Origin of the sequence: Streptosporangium longisporum (assembly GCF_039534895.1) — a bacterium.
Lineage (GTDB): Bacteria > Actinomycetota > Actinomycetes > Streptosporangiales > Streptosporangiaceae > Streptosporangium > Streptosporangium longisporum.
On record NZ_BAAAWD010000017.1, the window covers coordinates 128,881 to 144,337 of the forward strand.

Genomic DNA, 15,457 nt, shown 5'->3' on the forward strand with positions numbered 1-15,457 from the left:
CGCCGCACTCGCGTCACCGGTGTCCTCCACGCAATCAACCATGAACACGTCAAGGAAATACTAGTCGGGCAAAAGTAACAGTAAACCGCGTTTTACAAAACGGAACGGGACCGACGACGTTGCTGGATCCGCCTCTGCAGCCAGAGTAGGCCCAGCAGCGACGCCACCGCCAGCGCGACCACCGGCAGACCGCCCATCCCTGTCAGCAACGGACCTGACTCCGCCATCGGCCGCGCCTGTCCGGCCGGGGCGTCCAGGTCCTGCGGAAGGGGTGCACCTTGCGGCGCGGAGGCCTGTGCGGAGCCCTGCGCACCCGCGGGGAAGGGACCCGCGGGCGGCAGCCGGAGCTGGGAGCCGTTCGCGGTACCGGGCATCTGGACCGTCCCCGCCATTCCCATGGAGAACGGCGGCATCTGTCCCTGGAGTCCCTGAGGGGGCATGCCCGGCACCTGCGCACCCGGCATCTGCGTCCCGCCCTGCTGACCCGCCCCGCCCTGACCGAAGCCGGGCTGACCGACACCTGGCTGGCCGACACCGGGCTGGCCGACACCGGGCTGGACCATCGTCAGGTGGCCCGGTCCCATCGGGCCGCTCATGGCGCCGCCCGCGGGCCCGCCCATGGGCCCGCCCATGGGTCCGCTCGCCTGGTGGTTCGCCGCTCCCCGCTTCGGCCCGTCCGCCCGTCGGCCGGGCACGGTGCCCGGCCCCTGCGGAAGCGCCCCGATCTGTCCGATCATGTTCTGCGGCATGCCGGGGCCCGTCGCCCCCTGGCCGGGGAAGAGCGGACGCCCGACGGCGGGCTGCCGGCCCGCACCCGGGTACTGACCGACGACCGGTTGCCGGCCGATGTTCGGGTACTGGCCGATGTTCGGGTACTGGCCGACCACCGGCCCGGCCTGTGCCCGGCGCGTCCCGGCCCGGCCGGCCGCCTTCCTGGCGCCTTCCTGCCGCCCGGACCCTGTCGCACCGGGTACGGATCCGTCCGTGCCCTGACGACTCGTTCCGGCCCGGCCGTTCGCGCGCTGCCCGGCCTTCCGGCCGGTGATCCCGCCACCCGCCTCGGGGCTCAGGACCGTGTAGTCCATGCCGCCCTGGGGGACCGGGGTGACCGGTGCCGCCTGCCGCCCGGCGGACGGGGCCGCGGGAACACCGGTCGCTCCCTGCGCGCCGGGCACGCCGGGGATCATGCCGAGAACACCGGAGGGCACGCCACCGGACGCGTGCGCGGTGCCGTACGGGCCGTGCGGGCCGTACGGACCGTGCTGCGCCTGTGCCGCACCACCCGGAACGGCGGCGCCCACGGAGGGCTGTGCACCCATCGTGTCCGGGCCGGTGTTCCCCGCGCCCGGCACCGGGTTCACCGGGATCGTCCCGGTGCCCGTTCCGGTGGCGGGGGTGCCCGTCGCGGGGGTGCCCGTTCCCGTGGCGGTGCCACCGGCGGTGCCGGGGCTCGTCGCCGTGCCGGGGTTCGTTCCCTGACCGGGGCTCGTCCCTGTGCCTGGGTTCGTTCCCGTGGCGGGGTTGGCCCCCTGACCGGGCGTCGTTCCCACGCCGCCCGTCCCGGCCACCGGGCCACGGGCGATGATCGCGGGTTGTTCCCCCAGGGCGTCGAGCACGGCCACCAGCGTGCGCCGGTCGGCCTCGCCCGGCTTCACCGCCATCACGTCCCACCGGGGCGTGGCGACCTGTCCGGCCGGCTGAGGAGGCTCGGGAACCGTGCCCGCCCCACCGGCCGCGCCGACACCGGGCCTGGCGGCGTCCGGCGTGCCGGCACCGGGACTGGTGACACCTGGCGTGCCGGTTCCGGACGCGCCCGTGCCGGGCCTGGCGACGGCGGGACCACCCGTACCGGGGGTACCACCACCGGCATCGGGCCTGGCGGCGTCGGGCCTGACGACATTCGGCGTACCGGCGCCGGGACCGCCCGTACCGGGCGTACCCGCTCCGGATCCGGCAACGCCGGGCGTGCCGGCAGCGGGACCGCCCGTACCGGAGGTACCGGCACCGGGCCTGGCGACACCTGGCGTACCTGCACCGGGCGTGCCGGTGCCCGCGTCCGCGCGTCCGGGCTGCGGGGTGGTCTGTGCCCCCTGGGCGGGAGCGGTCCCGGTTCCGGGAGCACCGCCCTGACCCCCCTGGGTCCCGGGAGCCGCCTGCGAGGGCGTCCCCGGGGACGCCGGCGACGCAGAGGTACCGGCGGCGGGTCCGGACATGACCAGCCGGAGCTCTCCCACCGGGCGGGAGACGTCGACCCTGCTGGGCTCTCCCGCGCCCTGTCCCCGCGGTTGTCCCTGACCGGCCTGGACCGGTCCCGCCTGCGTCACCGGACGCCTGATGACACCTCGCGCCTGCTGCGTCACCGTCGTGCCGTCGGCCGCGCGCATCCGGGCCACCGCGGTCAGGATCATGTCCCGCGCGTGCACGGGCACGCTGAGCAGGACGTTGATCGAGCCGCCCCTGGCGGGCAGGTCACCGACCCGGCACACCGCCATCCCCCTGGGAAGCGAGGCCGGCGACTCGGTCCTCATCGGGCACAGGACGCCCCTGAGCACCCAGTGCGGAGCCGTCGCGACCGCCAGCCGGACGTCGGTACCCGGCCCTTCGAGCCGGATCCGGAAGGAGACCAGCTCGTCACTGCGATTCGCCTCCGACCCCGTGAGGGAGTCGACGGCCGCGGCCAGGTCGAAGGGCGGCCGGACCGGGTCGTCCCCCTGGACGGCGTACGCACCCGTGGCACCGCCGAGGACGAGCACCCCCGCTCCCACTGCTGACACGATCCGAATACCACGACACCAACCGGTCACCGCATATCTCCGTTCCCCCGAGTGCGGGCGCGCGACATCGCCACGTCCAGTAGCAGTTATGTCACGTCACGGAGTCGATCAATCCTTATTGAACCGATCTTGCCCATCGTTGAGGCGACCTTGTACCGCCCGGACGATGGGCAGATCCGCCGGGAGCCAGGCGACGTCGTCGAGTTCGTCCGCGCCCAGCCAGCGCAGATCCAGGTGTTCCCTGGCCTCCGGCCTGCCCTCGGCGATGACCGCGAGCCAGACCCGCAGGACGTAGCCACCGGCCAGCGCCCAGTCCCCGCCGACCTGTTCGCCCACCTCGATCAGGACGCCCAGCTCCTCCTGGCACTCCCTGACCAGGGCCGCGTGCTCGCTCTCACCGGGATCGACCTTCCCTCCCGGAAGTTCCCAGCCCCCCGCCAGCTCGGGAGGGTCGGCGCGCTGGGCGGCGAGCAGTCTCCCCGCGCCGTCGACGATGGCGGCGCCCACAACGACTTTTTCCATGGGGCCCGATTCTGTCAGCCCTGTTCCTTCAATCTCAGTTGCTCGAGAATCTGGGGGTTTTGCAGCGGCCGGGTGTATCCCACGATTCCGGTGCGGTCCCGGTAGGTGGTGACCTTGATCGGCCCGCACAGCCGGCATCTCGCCTCGACCATCTTGCCCGGCGAGACCACCATGCCCACGTGTCCCGGACGGTCGGGGCCGGTGCCGGGGCCGGAGTTGAAGAAGACGAGGTCGCCCGCCTGCTCCTCGCCCGCGGGCACCCGCACCCCGAACGGCCACTGCCCGAACGTGGTGCGCGGGATGGTCAGGCCGACGCTCCGGTAGGCCATGTAGATGATGCCGGAGCAGTCGTATCCCGCCGGTCCGGTACCGCCCCAGATGTAGGGCTTGCCGCGCTGGGCCATGGCGTACTCCAGGATCGCGGCCACCGTGTCGGACGGCGCGGCCTCCAGCAGGGGCTCGTCACAGCTCTCGTCGGCCTCCGGCGGCGTGGTGACCTCGCCGTCCTTGGCGTACTTCCCGGCGATCTCCATGACCTGGTCGACATACCACCAGGCCCGGTTGTAGACGAACAGCGCGCGGCGCACGTCCTCCGGCGCGCCGTTCCGCTTCAGCATCTTCGCGGCGCCTAGGATGGCGTCCGCCGGGTTGTACACGTCGGCCCAGCCGTCTCCGTCGCCGTCGGAGGCGTAGCCGTTGAACGTGGACGGGATCTTGATCTTCGCCTTGCCGCCCCAGGTGCTGATGAGGAACTGCATCGGCCCGGCGGCACCGGCGTAGTTGACGCCGTTCTGCACGCCCGGGAGCTTGGAGCGCCCGTGGTCGGTCTCGCGCTTGCCGACCCCGGCGAGCACGTTCCACTGGACGCCGATCTCCTCGCCGTGCTCGCGGTAGAGCTTCAGGTACTTCTCGGGGATGTCCGAAGTGGCCGTCTCCGACTCGTCGCCCACGGTCCGCGCACCCGGCTCGCAGGCGGCCTGGGCCTCCGGGCCGCTGACGGACGGGAACGACGGGAAACCGCTGATCATCATCATCGGCGCCATGATGAGCGTGATCATGCAGAGTGCGGCGACGCCGAGGATCAGCCCGAGACGAAGGTGCCTGTTCTGTCTCATCGGCTCCCGCCGCTCATCCGACCCCGCCGTTCGTGGTCCCGCGGTTCATCCGCCCTCGCCGTTCGTCCGGGCTCACCGTCCACCGGCCCCGCCACTCGTCCGGGTCCGCCGCTCACCGGCCCTGCCACTCGTCCGGGTCCGCCGCTCACCGGGTCCGCCGTTCATCCGGTCTCGTCGTTCATCCGGCCTCGCCGCTCTGACCGGTCTCGAAGGGCTGGTCGTCTCCCTCCTGGCCGGAGTCGGCCGGCTGGAGGTCGTGGACCCGCCATTCCGCACCGGCCTGGATGAGCGTGACGGCGTACTCCGCGGTCCGCCGGCTGCTCCCGCTCTTGGCGGTGACGTTCTGGGTGCCGACGACCACGAACACCACCGAGGCGCTGTCGATCTGCCGGATCTCCTTCACCCGCGCCGTCCCGACCGAGACGATCTCGTCGGCCTTGTTCGCCTCGATCGTGCCCGGGGAGGTCACGGTCCGCAGCAGCACGCCCGAGAACTCGGCCGTGGTGTAGCCCTTGAGGCGGTCGCCGTAGACCGCCGGGTCCTCGTCGTGGCCGAAGGTGCCGTACTCGGCGGTGAAGCGCCGCGCGTAGTCCGCGGCGGCGGCCAGCTCCTGCCTGGTCATGGGCAGGTAGGAGTAGACGTCGAACGGGGCGTCGCTGGCCGTCGCGGCCGGGCGCGCCGGCTCGGCGTCGCCCTGCCGCTCCGTCCCGGTCACGCCGCGGGTGGCACCGGCCGGGTCCGGCCGGCCCTCCGGTCCCGCGCCGGGGCCGGATCCCATGGTCAGGTAGACGCCCACCGCCGCGAGCAGCGCGACCAGCACCGCGAAGACGACTCCCCGCCGGTTGCCCAGCTCGGTCATGGTCAGTCCCTGCCTCAGTCCCTGCCGGGCTTCGACGGGCGGAGCCAGAACGGCGGCGTCGCCTCACCGGACTCCCCGTTGCGCTCCGACCGCCTGGTGATCCACAGCGGGGGCGCCTCGGAGGACCGGCCCCCGGAACCGGAGCTCCGCGAGCCGCCCGAGGAGCTGCGCGGGCCACCGGAGCCCGCGGGACCGCCGCCGCTCCTGCCACCCCCGCCGCCACCGCCACCGCCACCGCCGAAGATGCTCCCGCCCGACGACCCGCCCCGCGGGGAGGACCCGGAGGAGCCGCCCCGCGAGGAACCGGACGAGGAGCCGCCCGAGGACCCGGAGGGGCCGCGGGAGGAGCCGCCGAAGATGCTCCCGCCCTGCCTGCCGCCGCCCGTGGAACCCGAGGAGGGTGCCGGGGGCCTGACCGACGGGGAACCGGACGACCTGCCCGTGGAGGAGGGCCCGCCGGAGGGACGACCGGCCGGGGCGGACCCGGAGCCGCCCTGCGGCGCCCAGCCGCCGGAACGGCCGCCGAACCAGCCCCCGGAGTTCCGCGCCGAGGAGCCGCCGGACCTGGCCGGGGGCGTGCCGCCTCCCGTACCGGTGCCGGAGAGGTTGAGCGGCGGTGCGGCGCCGGGGCGTGCCGCGGTGACCGGGCGGCCCGTGCCCCTGCGACGGCCGGCCGCCTGGGCGTCGGTGTCGAGCGGGGCCGGTTGCGCGCCGGCCGGGACCCGGGTGCCCGACGGGGTGGCCGGCGTGGCGCCGCCCTCCTCGCCGCGGACCCTGCCCTGGGCGACCGCGGCCGCCGCCGCGCCGACCGAGGCCCCGCTCGCCATCGCGGCCGCCTGCAGCATCGGTTCGGCCTTGCGCATGCCCCACCGCCCGACCCTGGCCGCCGCCACCGGCGGCAGCGCGGACGCGGCCCGCTGCAGGGTCGGCGCGGTGGCCGCGTCGCCCAGCATCCGGGTGGTGAGGGTGTGCCCGTCCATGGACGCGAACAGGTGCTGGAACGGCCGCCGGTAGAAGAACACCGCGATCGTCAGGATCGCCATGAACATGACCTGAAGACCCCACGGCATCGCCGTGGAGATGATCAGCGCGTAGCCGTACACGAGCACGCCCAGGACCAGGGCCAGCACCGCCTGTCTGAGCAGGGTGCCGATCAGCATCTCCACCCAGCGCATGGCGATGATCCGACCCGACCCCGGATGGACGCCGATCAGCAGGAAGACCGGGGCGAGGATCAGCAGCAGCAGGAACCCGACCTTGAGCACCAGCAGCGAGACCGCCACCAGGAAGATCAGCAACCCGGCGACCACCGCGGCCATGAAGGCGCCGATCGCGACCCCCAGCCGGTTCGTCCAGTCCTTGCCCTGGAAGAGCGGGAAGACGGGCGCGTTCTGCAGCTTGTCGGCGATCTCCGTCTCGTACCGTTCCTGGTGCGAACCCGCCTCGGGCATCTCGGTGTTCTTGAGCTCGGCCGCGTCGATCGTCTGGATCTCCAGCAGCCTGGCGCCGAACAGCTTGATGATCGGGGCGTCGGCGTCGGCCGTGCCGAACTGTCCCATCAGCCACGGCTTGCAGACCAGGGTGGACCAGAGCGCGTCGGCGTTCTGCTCGACACCGGGCACGCCGCTCTGGCCGTACCCGCTGCCCTGGGCCTGCGGTGCGGCGTCTCCCGGCCGCGGCAGGCAGGACGTCCCACCGGCCCCGGGCAGCCCGGAGAAGGCCGAGTTGATCACCTCTCCGGTCTTGTCGGTGACGACCTTCCCGACCCCGGTCAGGTCGCCGGGACGGCTGAAGAACCAGACCGCCACGGTGACCGCGAGGACCATCCAGATGACGCCCTCGGCGGTGGTGGTGGCGCGCTTGCGGATCAGCCCGTACCAGGCCAGCCAGATGGCGCCGAGGATGACGATCGGCCGCAGGTACGGCCAGTACATGGCGTCGGCGAGCCGGATCACGATGTCGTCGACGACGTTCTTGATCGCTTCCAGCGGGCCCTCGGTGGCCGCCGCCTGGTAGGTCGTGATGGTCAGCCGGTCCAGCGCCTTGGCCCACAGGAAGACCGTGTTGGCCATGGCGTTGCCCATCACCGCCGCGATGTCGTCGCAGCCGAGCAGGTGGGTGTGCCAGAACTGGCCGCTCATGCCGTAGGTCGCGTAGTTGCTCTGCGTCCCGGGGGCCTGCGCCGGCAGGGTGCCCGGCGCGGGGTCGGCGACCGGCGGTTTGATCAGCCCGTCCACACCGCCCGCGACGATGTCCGGCGACAGGTCCGGGGACATGTCGCAGGGCGCCGCCGCCACGGCCGTGGACGTGTCCGAGGGCAGGACCAGCGGCAGGGCCAGGAAGGCGGCCAGCATCACCAGCCCGACGGCGATCCGCCTGCCGAGCCGTCCCCCGCGGACGCGACCCTCGCCGCCGCGCCGCAGGAACCGCCCGCGAGACCCGCCTGATTTGCCGGGGACGCGCCTCGTCCGCGAGCCGGGCCCGCGGGTGGAGCCCCGCCCGCCCGGGTCCCGCCCGCGCGTGCCCGTGATTCCCCTGAGGGAGCCTTTCATGACCGCACCTCCAGCGCCGCAGCCCCCGGACCGCCGACTCTGCCGCCCCCAGGATCATGCACTTTCTCGTCGGGTCTGTCACGGGTGGGATTCGTGTCCAGCCAGCGCAGCAGCTCGTCCGAGACCAGGTCCACCCCGATACGGCCCGCCCGGCCGTCCAGGTCCCGGAAGACGCACTCGCCGTTGCCGAGCGAACGGAGCACGGCCTTGTGCTCCTCGGACGGCTCGACCCCGAGCAGCGCCATCACGTGCTCCACCTCGACCCGTTCGGTGGAGCGGAACGCGAACACCGACGACAGGCAGTTCGTCACCTGCTCGCTCAGCAGGTCGCCGGCGTTCTGGGAGACCAGGACCAGCGCCGTGTTCCGGGAGCGGCCCATCCTGCTGACCTCGGGCACCAGCTTGGCGCCCTCGGGCGTGGAGGTGATCGCCCACGCCTCGTCCAGGAAGATCGCCTTGGGCGACCGGCGGTCCAGGCCGTTCATCAGGCCCCGCGCGAACTGCGCGACGAGGTAGAGCAGCGCCACCGACAGGCGCTGCTCGTAGGAGTAGTCGTCGCGGCCGGTGGAGGCGTCGGGCAACGTCAGGCCGCCCAGGGTGAAGACCGTGGTCCAGCCCTCGGTGTCGATCTGGTCGCCACCGGAGGGATCGAAGCAGAGCCGGGCCAGATGCATGTCCGACATGGAGCGGAGCACCGCGCCGAGGTTCTTGGAGGCGGCGTCGTCGGTCCGCTCCAGGAAGTCGACGACCTTGCCCAGCGAGGGGTCGTCGGCGTTGGAGACCGCCGCGACCGCCTGGATCATCGCCGACTCGCGCTCCTCCGACATGCGCGGCAGCAGCAGGCGGAGGGTCTCGGTGGCCATCGTCTTCTTGGCCGCGAGGTCGTCGCCGAACGAGAACGGGTCGAGCAGGCCCGGCGCCGCCGAGCCGAGCGGGATGATCCGCGCCTTCCTGCCGCGCTGCTGCAGCAGCCGTACCAGCGAGTCGGCGTCGCCCTTGGGGTCGATGACCGCGACCGTCACCCCGCGCAGCGCCATCTGGTAGATCATCAGCAGTGCCAGCGTGGTCTTGCCGCCGCCGGGCTCGCCCGTGATGGCGATGGCCGTCGGCCGGTTGCGCGTCGCCGCCACCAGCGGGTCGAAGTGCACGATGCTGCGGGCCCGCCCCAGGGTCTCCCCGATGTACGGGCCCATCCAGCCCGAACCGTTCTCGTCGGTCCGGTCGCCCAGGTCGACGGTGGCGGTGGCCATGCCGCCCGCGATCGTGCGCAGCGGCTGCCGTTGCGCGTAGGCGTTGACCCGGACCTTCTCGCCCGGCAGCGTCTCGCAGAACAGCGAGAACTGGTCGCCGGTGGAGTTGACGATGTCGATGCCCATGTCGCGGTAGTGCTCCACGACCGCCTCGACCCGCTGCACGCAGATCTCCTCGGTCGGGGCCGACACGATCAGGCGGTGCCAGCCGTAGACGAACGGCAGGCGCTCCTTGGTGATGCCGTGCTCCAGCATCCGGGCCGCGTCGATCTGCTCGGCCAGCGCCAGCGGCGCCTCCGCCCCGGCCTCCCGGATGTGGATGTCCATGTCGCGGGCGTGCGCGAGCTGGCGCGCCACGTCCTTGCTGGCCTTGACCGGCGGGATCAGCCGCATCCTGGAGCTGATCTCCACCGGGAAGGGGAGCTGGTCGGCGAAGTGCATCCAGGGCTCGCCGTCGGGGAACGGCATCAGGTCGGGGAACCGGGCGAAGGACATGTGCGCCACGTACGAGTCGCCGTGCGGCTGCTCGATCCTCAGCAGCGCCCTGCCGTTGTGGATCTGCCCCTCGACCAGGGACTCGATCTCCCCCTGCCCCCACCTGCGCTTGGGGCTCGCCGAGGCGGGCGGATCCCCCAGGGAGCCGGTCGTGGCGTGCTGGAAGAGCCAGGCGAGCTCGACGGAGGTGGCGTGCCTGGCGTACAGGGAGCTGGCCGCGAGCGCCCTGCCCAGCCGCTCGGCCTGCTCGGACCACTTGGCGATCTCCGCCTTGGGGACGTGGTCGTCCTCGATGCCCAGGGCCTTCTCGCTGCGCTGGTAGAAGCCGAAGAGCTGGGAGAGCACCCCGGCCCCGAGCTGGCGCCCGCGCTGGCCGAGCCGCACGCCGAGGTAGACCTCCTTGGTCCAGAAGTCCTTGGCCCAGACGTGCCGGTACATGTCCTCCAGGTAGTCGCGCCAGCCGGGTCCCTCGTCGGAGGTGGCGTTCAGCGCCATCGCCCACTCGGCCGCCGGGTAGGTGCGGTGCGCCACCCGCAGGTGGACCTCGGCGTCGGGCATCCGGATCGCGGCCAGCGCGATCGTGATGTTCGTGGCCAGCGCCTCCCGCTCCTCCGGGGTGATGAACTCGTAACTCACGGTGGGAAGCCTGAAGTAGGCCCAGACCGACGAGTCGGTCAGCAGGATCCGGTCGTCGAAGTACCGGACGGCGAGGCGGCTGCGCGCCCGGGAGGCGCGGCTCACCGTCCCTCCCCCGCCGAGCGTCCGGCCGTGCCCGCACCGCTCGCGGCCGTACCCGGGCGGCCCTCGGCCGGGTCGCCCGCCCTGCGCCGGCACGGCCCGCTCACCCGCGTCCGGTCCAGCCCGTTCACCACATCTCCTCGTGCCCGGGGGATCACTGGGCTATTTCCTCCTCGCTGGGTCGGCTCGACTGCACCGTTCCGAAGCCCGCCACCACGACGCCGGCCAGGGCCAGGTACGCCCGGCGGCCCGGCGCCCTCAGATGGGACGGTTCCACCCGGTCGTCCCTGCCGGGGGCCAGCGCGTCCTCCCAGGGGATCCGGACGATCGCCCGGCACCTGCCCCGCGCGACCGCCTCGGCGTGCTCCACGTCCTCCATGCTGCGGCGGCTCACCCCGTTGACCACCATGACGGCCCGCTGGCGGAGGTCGGCGCAACCGTGCCCGTCGAGCCACTCGTAGGTCATGGCCACCGCATCCGGCCCGTCCTCGCTGGCCGGGACGACGAGGACGAGCTGGTCGGCGTAGGGCAGGACGCGGGCGGCCAGGGCCGCCGCCGGGTCCACGACGATCATCTTGTAGTACCGGTCGAGCATGTCCATCGTCCGGCCGAGGCGCCGGTCGGAGAAGAGCGTGCGGTCGGCCAGGCGCTTCTCGGCGTCGGCGTCGCTGTCCCCGGCGACGACCTCCAGCCCCGAGGCGCAACGGCTGGTGTAGGCGCGCATCCCCAGGTAGCCCTGGACGCCGTCGAGCCCGGCGAGCAGGGAGCTCAGCGTCTCGGGCGACTCCCCCTGGATCCTGCCGGACAGCGCGTGCGAGCCGGTGCTGGCGTCGACCGCGAGGATCCGGTCCTCCCGGTAGCGGGCCAGCGTGTGGCCGAGCATGAGCGCGGTCGTGGTCTGCCCGGCGCCGCCGGTGCATCCCAGCACCACCACCCGGCGCGCGCCGCTGAACACCGCCCTTGCCCGCGCCTCGTCGATCTCCGAGCCGTCCGTACGGCCACCGCCGGCGGGCCCGATCACCACCTGGGCCAGGCGTCGCCAGCCGCCGGAGGAGTCCCGGCCGACCACCGACTCCACCCTGCGGACCCTGGTCTCGGCCTCGCCGTACGAGGAGGCGGGCACGGGGGGCGCGGGGGTCACCGGATCGGCCTTGGCCGCTCCGGTGGGGACGGCGCGGATGGACATCCCGGCGCCCGGCTGGGCGCCGCTCGGGTCGGCCGGACCCGTCTGCGCGCCCGCGAGCCGCTCGGGAGGCCAGGCCCGCGCGGAGCCCGCGGAGCTCGGGGTGCCCGGGTCGGCCGGACGGCCGATGGGGGCGGGACGGCCCCTGCGGTGCCGGCGTCGCGCGCTCTCCTCGGCGGACACCGCGTCCGCGGAGTCCGCCGGGTCTGCGGTGTCTGCGGTGTCCGCGGGATCGGCCGCGCTCGCCGCGCCGGTCGCGTGTGTCCTGCCCATCGTGTTCGTCTCGCCGGTCGTGTTCGTCTCACCGGCCGGGAGCCCGGTCGCCTCCGCGGACCGCCACCCGGCCGGGGCCGGGCCGACGAACCTGGGAACGAAGGGCGTGACGGCCGGGTCGGCGGGGTCGCGCACGGGATCGGAGACGGCGGGCCGCCCGGGGGTCTCGGTTGTCCCGGCCGGTTCGGGCCGTTCAGGACGCTCGGACCGCTTCGGTGTGCCGGTCGGCTCGGACAGCTGCGGTGTCCCGACCTGCTCGGGCTGCTCGGACCGCTGCGGTGTCCCGGCAGGCTCGGGTCGCTCGACGGGAGCGATCGGCACGGCGGGCGGAACGGAGGCGGACGGGACGGACGTGGACGGGATCGACGCGGGCGGACCGGTCAGGGGCGGCACGGGAGCCGACGGGACCTGCGGGGCCGCCGCGGCGCGCTGGGCGTCGGCGGAGGCGGCCAGCCTGCGCAGGCGGCGCAGCGCCTCGGTGCCGATGGGGGCGGACGGAGCAGGTGAGGCCTCGGACGCCACCGGCCCCCCGGCGGTCACCGGCGTCTCGGACGACGGCCTTCCGGACACCCCCGGCGTCTCGGAGGACGACGGGGACGCGGGGGAAACCGGGAACGCGGACGACGGAGGCGACGGGGACGACGGGGACGCGGAGGATGACGTTGACGCGAGGGACGACGGGGACGCGGAGACCCGTCCCCCGGCCCTCGCGGAACCCTTCGTCCCCCCGGCCGTCCCGGAGCCCTCGGCGACTCCGGAGTCCTCGGCCTCCCGGGCGCTGCCCGTGCCCTTCGTCCGGTTCCGGTCTTCCGGTTTCGTGCCCTTCGCCTCACCGGTCCTGCCGAAGCCCCTCCGGGCCCGGCCGGAACCCGTCGCCTCGACGCTGTCGTCCGGGGCGGCGATGTCGTTCCCGGCGGACGCGGTCACGGCCGGGGTGTTCCCCTCGCCGACCCGCTCCACGGACGACGAGGAAGCCGATCCCGCACGACCGGAACCCCCCCGGCCCATGCCTTCCGGACGCGTACCCGGCACGACGGGTCCCCCGGCCTGCCCAACGGCCGGCCCCGTGGCCGGTTCCGCCGCGGAGACGGGCAGCGACGACATCGGTGGCATCGGCGGCACGGTGACCGGCATCGCGACCGGGAGCACGGCCGGCACCGTCTCGACGGCCGTGGCCTGGCCGAGCGCCGGGGCGGCCCCCCGGCGCTGGGCGCGGGTCTGGCTCCAGGTGATCCGCTCGCGGGCGACCGGGGCGGTGGCCGCCGCCGCGGCCGCGGCGGCCACCGCCGGACGCACCTCGCGGGCCGCGGCGCGCTTGGCCTGTGCCTGGCGGACCTTGCGGGACGCCTTGACCCGGACCGACCCGTACTGCGGCGCGGCGCGCCAGACCCGGCCGTTCAGCGCGACCTCGGCAGGCTCGGAGACGGGTGCCATCCGGCACCAGGTACGCGGCTCGCCCACGTAGCGCAACTGCGACTGGAGCAGCTCGGTGAGCCTCTTGCTCTCGATCACCGGCCGGGTGGAGAGCCAGGTGACGATGCCGGGCGGCACCAGGTAGATGACGTGCCAGGGAGCCGCGAAGGGGAGACCGAGCAGGTAGAGCAGGAGCGACCACGGGGCCAGCACTCCCACGAACCCACCGATCCAGACGATCGGGAGCGGCATCGGCAGCCGTAGGTCGTACAGCTTGTAGAGCCGCTTCTCGATCCTCCAGATATTGGTGTACGTGGGCAGATCCACGTGATCCTCCTCTCCGCCTCTCCTTGTGTGACCGTTCGGGCGCGGTCTCAACCCCCCGAGATGCCCAGCGCGCCCGCGATCGCCTTGGCCGTCACCTCGATGATGTTCGGCACGTAGAAGATCACTCCGATGGCGATCGCCAGGATGATGAACTGGACGAACCTGGTGATCTCACGGGTGAAGAGGAAGAAGAGGGCCACCACCGAGACGATGACCAGGAAGAGGGGGGCGAAGAAGCTGCGGAGGAATTCGGCGAGGCCCTCGGTGTTGACGCCTGCGGGAGGAGCTGTGGGCTGAGCGAGCTCCACGACGCTCAGCAACATGGTCTTGAGAATCACTTCTTGTCCTCCGTACTCACGATCGCGCCCGCCGGGTGATGACGGGCCCGCGACGCGTGCGCGCCGGGGCCCGGACCGGTGGATCGTCGATCAGGGGGGGTCTGCTCACCGTGGACCGGCACCATTCGATCATGAGTCATCCCGCCACGGATCGGTACGCGCCGCGGATGTCCTTGACGAACCATTTGTCGCCCTGTTTGACCATGGTGAGCAGGTACGCCTGTTCGAGCTTGCCTCCCATTTGGCCGGGGTCCGCGGGCTCCGGTTCGTCGGACGTCGGCGTCTTCGCCGGGACGCCCCACGAGACCGTCGCGGTGACCTGACGGGTGCTGCCCGCGGGGAGGGGCACCGAGAGGTCCTTGAGCTGCAGGAAGGTCAGGGCTCCGGAGAAACCCTCCAGGGTGGTGCCGGCGTCGGCGTAGAGCCGCAGGGAGGCGGTGTCGCTCGCCGCGTACGCCTTGAAGAAGCCCTCCAGCGAGGGGCGCAGTTCCTGTTCGGCGGCGCGGTCGCGGTCGGGCGCGGGCTTGGGCGGCAGGTCGGCCGCGCCGGGCGCGGGCAGGATGCCCGGCCGTCCCGCGACGACGAACCTCTTGGCCGATCGGTCGTGGTAGATGGGCACCGACAGCAGCTGGCGGCGGTCCTCGGACTGGTAGGCGACGGTGACGACGGCGTTCTCGGCGTCGACGACCTCGATCCCGTACGGTTGCACCGCTCCAGCGCTCATCCTGCCGAGACCGTCCCAGCCGAACTGCGACTCGACGCCCTCGGGCAGGTAGGGGGCCAGCCTGGACTCCCGCTCCTCCAGGCGTGCCCCGTCGAAGTTCAGGTAGACCTCGGCGAACTGGGCCGCGAAGGCCGAGCCCGGGACGGTGGGGAAGCCCTCTCCCGCGACGGGGGCCGTGCCGGCGGGGGTGTTCGGCTGGGTGAGGCGCTCGAAGGGGGCTCGCACCCCGTTCACCACGATGACGATGATCAGTGCCCAGAGCACGGCACGGCCGGCCCACACCAGCCAGCGGCCTCCGCCGCCGGACCAGCGGTTGCGGGGCGTGCCCCTGCGGCGCGCCGGAACACGGTCGAGGTCGGGATCGTCGGGAAAATCCGGGTATGCCGACAGCTCGGGGTCGCCAGCGATCCGGGGATCACGCTGGACCGTCGACCTTCGAGCCATCACGCCTCCGCTCGCGTCACTTCCGGCCGGTGCGGTGTCGTATTGCCGCCGATCCCGTTGGCCAGGGTGACGCACTTACTCTAGCCGCCCCGCCGATTCTTCCAGGAAAGCCACGCCTATGCTGCAGGCATCGTGATGACTGAGCAAACCGGGTCTGGAACCCCGGCGAGGCCGCCGATGCCGCAGATGCCCGACCGAATGTGTATTACCCCTGGCCAGGGCGTGGGTCGATTACCCAAACGCCACCCATTGCTAACTGGACGGTTCGCGGACTGTCGCGACCTGCGCATTTAACGCGAAATACGTCACCCAGTGTCACAAACGACAAAAAACCCTGTTCCAGGGTGCCGGGCCGTGCGCGGGCCCCCGGGACCGAAACGGCCCGGCCCGGCTCGCGTGGAGCCTGGCCGGGCCGGAACGTGTTCCCGGTCCTCGCCGCACGCCGAGTCC

10 protein-coding genes are annotated in these 15,457 nt (G+C 73.0%); all 10 read right to left on the minus strand.

What is annotated here, in order from left to right; genetic code table 11:
• Positions 1-92: 92 nt before the first annotated feature.
• The 10 genes from ABD832_RS31435 to ABD832_RS31480 all read right to left on the minus strand — a co-directional run bounded on the left by ABD832_RS31435 (position 93) and on the right by ABD832_RS31480 (position 15,007).
• Positions 93-2,774, minus strand: coding sequence for a hypothetical protein (locus ABD832_RS31435; protein ID WP_344902518.1), 2,682 nt, complete (start codon positions 2,772-2,774; stop codon positions 93-95).
• 108 nt (positions 2,775-2,882) lie between these two features.
• Positions 2,883-3,296, minus strand: coding sequence for a (deoxy)nucleoside triphosphate pyrophosphohydrolase (locus ABD832_RS31440; RefSeq protein WP_344902521.1), 414 nt, complete (start codon positions 3,294-3,296; stop codon positions 2,883-2,885).
• Between the two features lie 14 nt (positions 3,297-3,310).
• Positions 3,311-4,411, minus strand: coding sequence for a C40 family peptidase (locus ABD832_RS31445; RefSeq protein WP_344902524.1), 1,101 nt, complete (start codon positions 4,409-4,411; stop codon positions 3,311-3,313).
• A gap of 178 nt (positions 4,412-4,589) precedes the next feature.
• Positions 4,590-5,270 carry a hypothetical protein gene (locus tag ABD832_RS31450; protein ID WP_344902527.1) on the minus strand — a complete coding sequence of 227 codons (681 nt, stop codon included), beginning with the start codon at positions 5,268-5,270 and terminating at the stop codon, positions 4,590-4,592.
• A 14-nt stretch (positions 5,271-5,284) separates the two neighbouring features.
• Complete coding sequence (locus ABD832_RS31455) at positions 5,285-7,822, minus strand: type IV secretion system protein (protein WP_344902530.1); 2,538 nt, start codon at positions 7,820-7,822, stop codon at positions 5,285-5,287.
• Positions 7,819-10,308 (minus strand): ATP-binding protein, encoded by a 2,490-nt coding sequence (locus ABD832_RS31460; RefSeq protein ID WP_344902533.1) that lies wholly within the window; start codon positions 10,306-10,308, stop codon positions 7,819-7,821. The genes ABD832_RS31455 and ABD832_RS31460 overlap by 4 nt, the downstream gene beginning before the upstream one ends.
• On the minus strand, positions 10,305-10,436 hold the full coding sequence (locus ABD832_RS31465) for a hypothetical protein (RefSeq protein WP_344902536.1): 132 nt from the start codon (positions 10,434-10,436) through the stop codon (positions 10,305-10,307). The genes ABD832_RS31460 and ABD832_RS31465 overlap by 4 nt, the downstream gene beginning before the upstream one ends.
• A gap of 23 nt (positions 10,437-10,459) precedes the next feature.
• A complete protein-coding gene (locus ABD832_RS31470; protein ID WP_344902539.1) occupies positions 10,460-13,501 on the minus strand; it encodes a TcpE family conjugal transfer membrane protein in 3,042 nt (1,013 codons plus the stop codon).
• A gap of 47 nt (positions 13,502-13,548) precedes the next feature.
• Entirely contained in the window at positions 13,549-13,824 is a 276-nt protein-coding gene (locus tag ABD832_RS31475) for a hypothetical protein (RefSeq protein WP_344902698.1), read from the minus strand.
• A gap of 151 nt (positions 13,825-13,975) precedes the next feature.
• Positions 13,976-15,007 carry a conjugal transfer protein gene (locus tag ABD832_RS31480; protein WP_344902542.1) on the minus strand — a complete coding sequence of 344 codons (1,032 nt, stop codon included), beginning with the start codon at positions 15,005-15,007 and terminating at the stop codon, positions 13,976-13,978.
• Between the last annotated feature and the right edge of the window lie 450 nt (positions 15,008-15,457).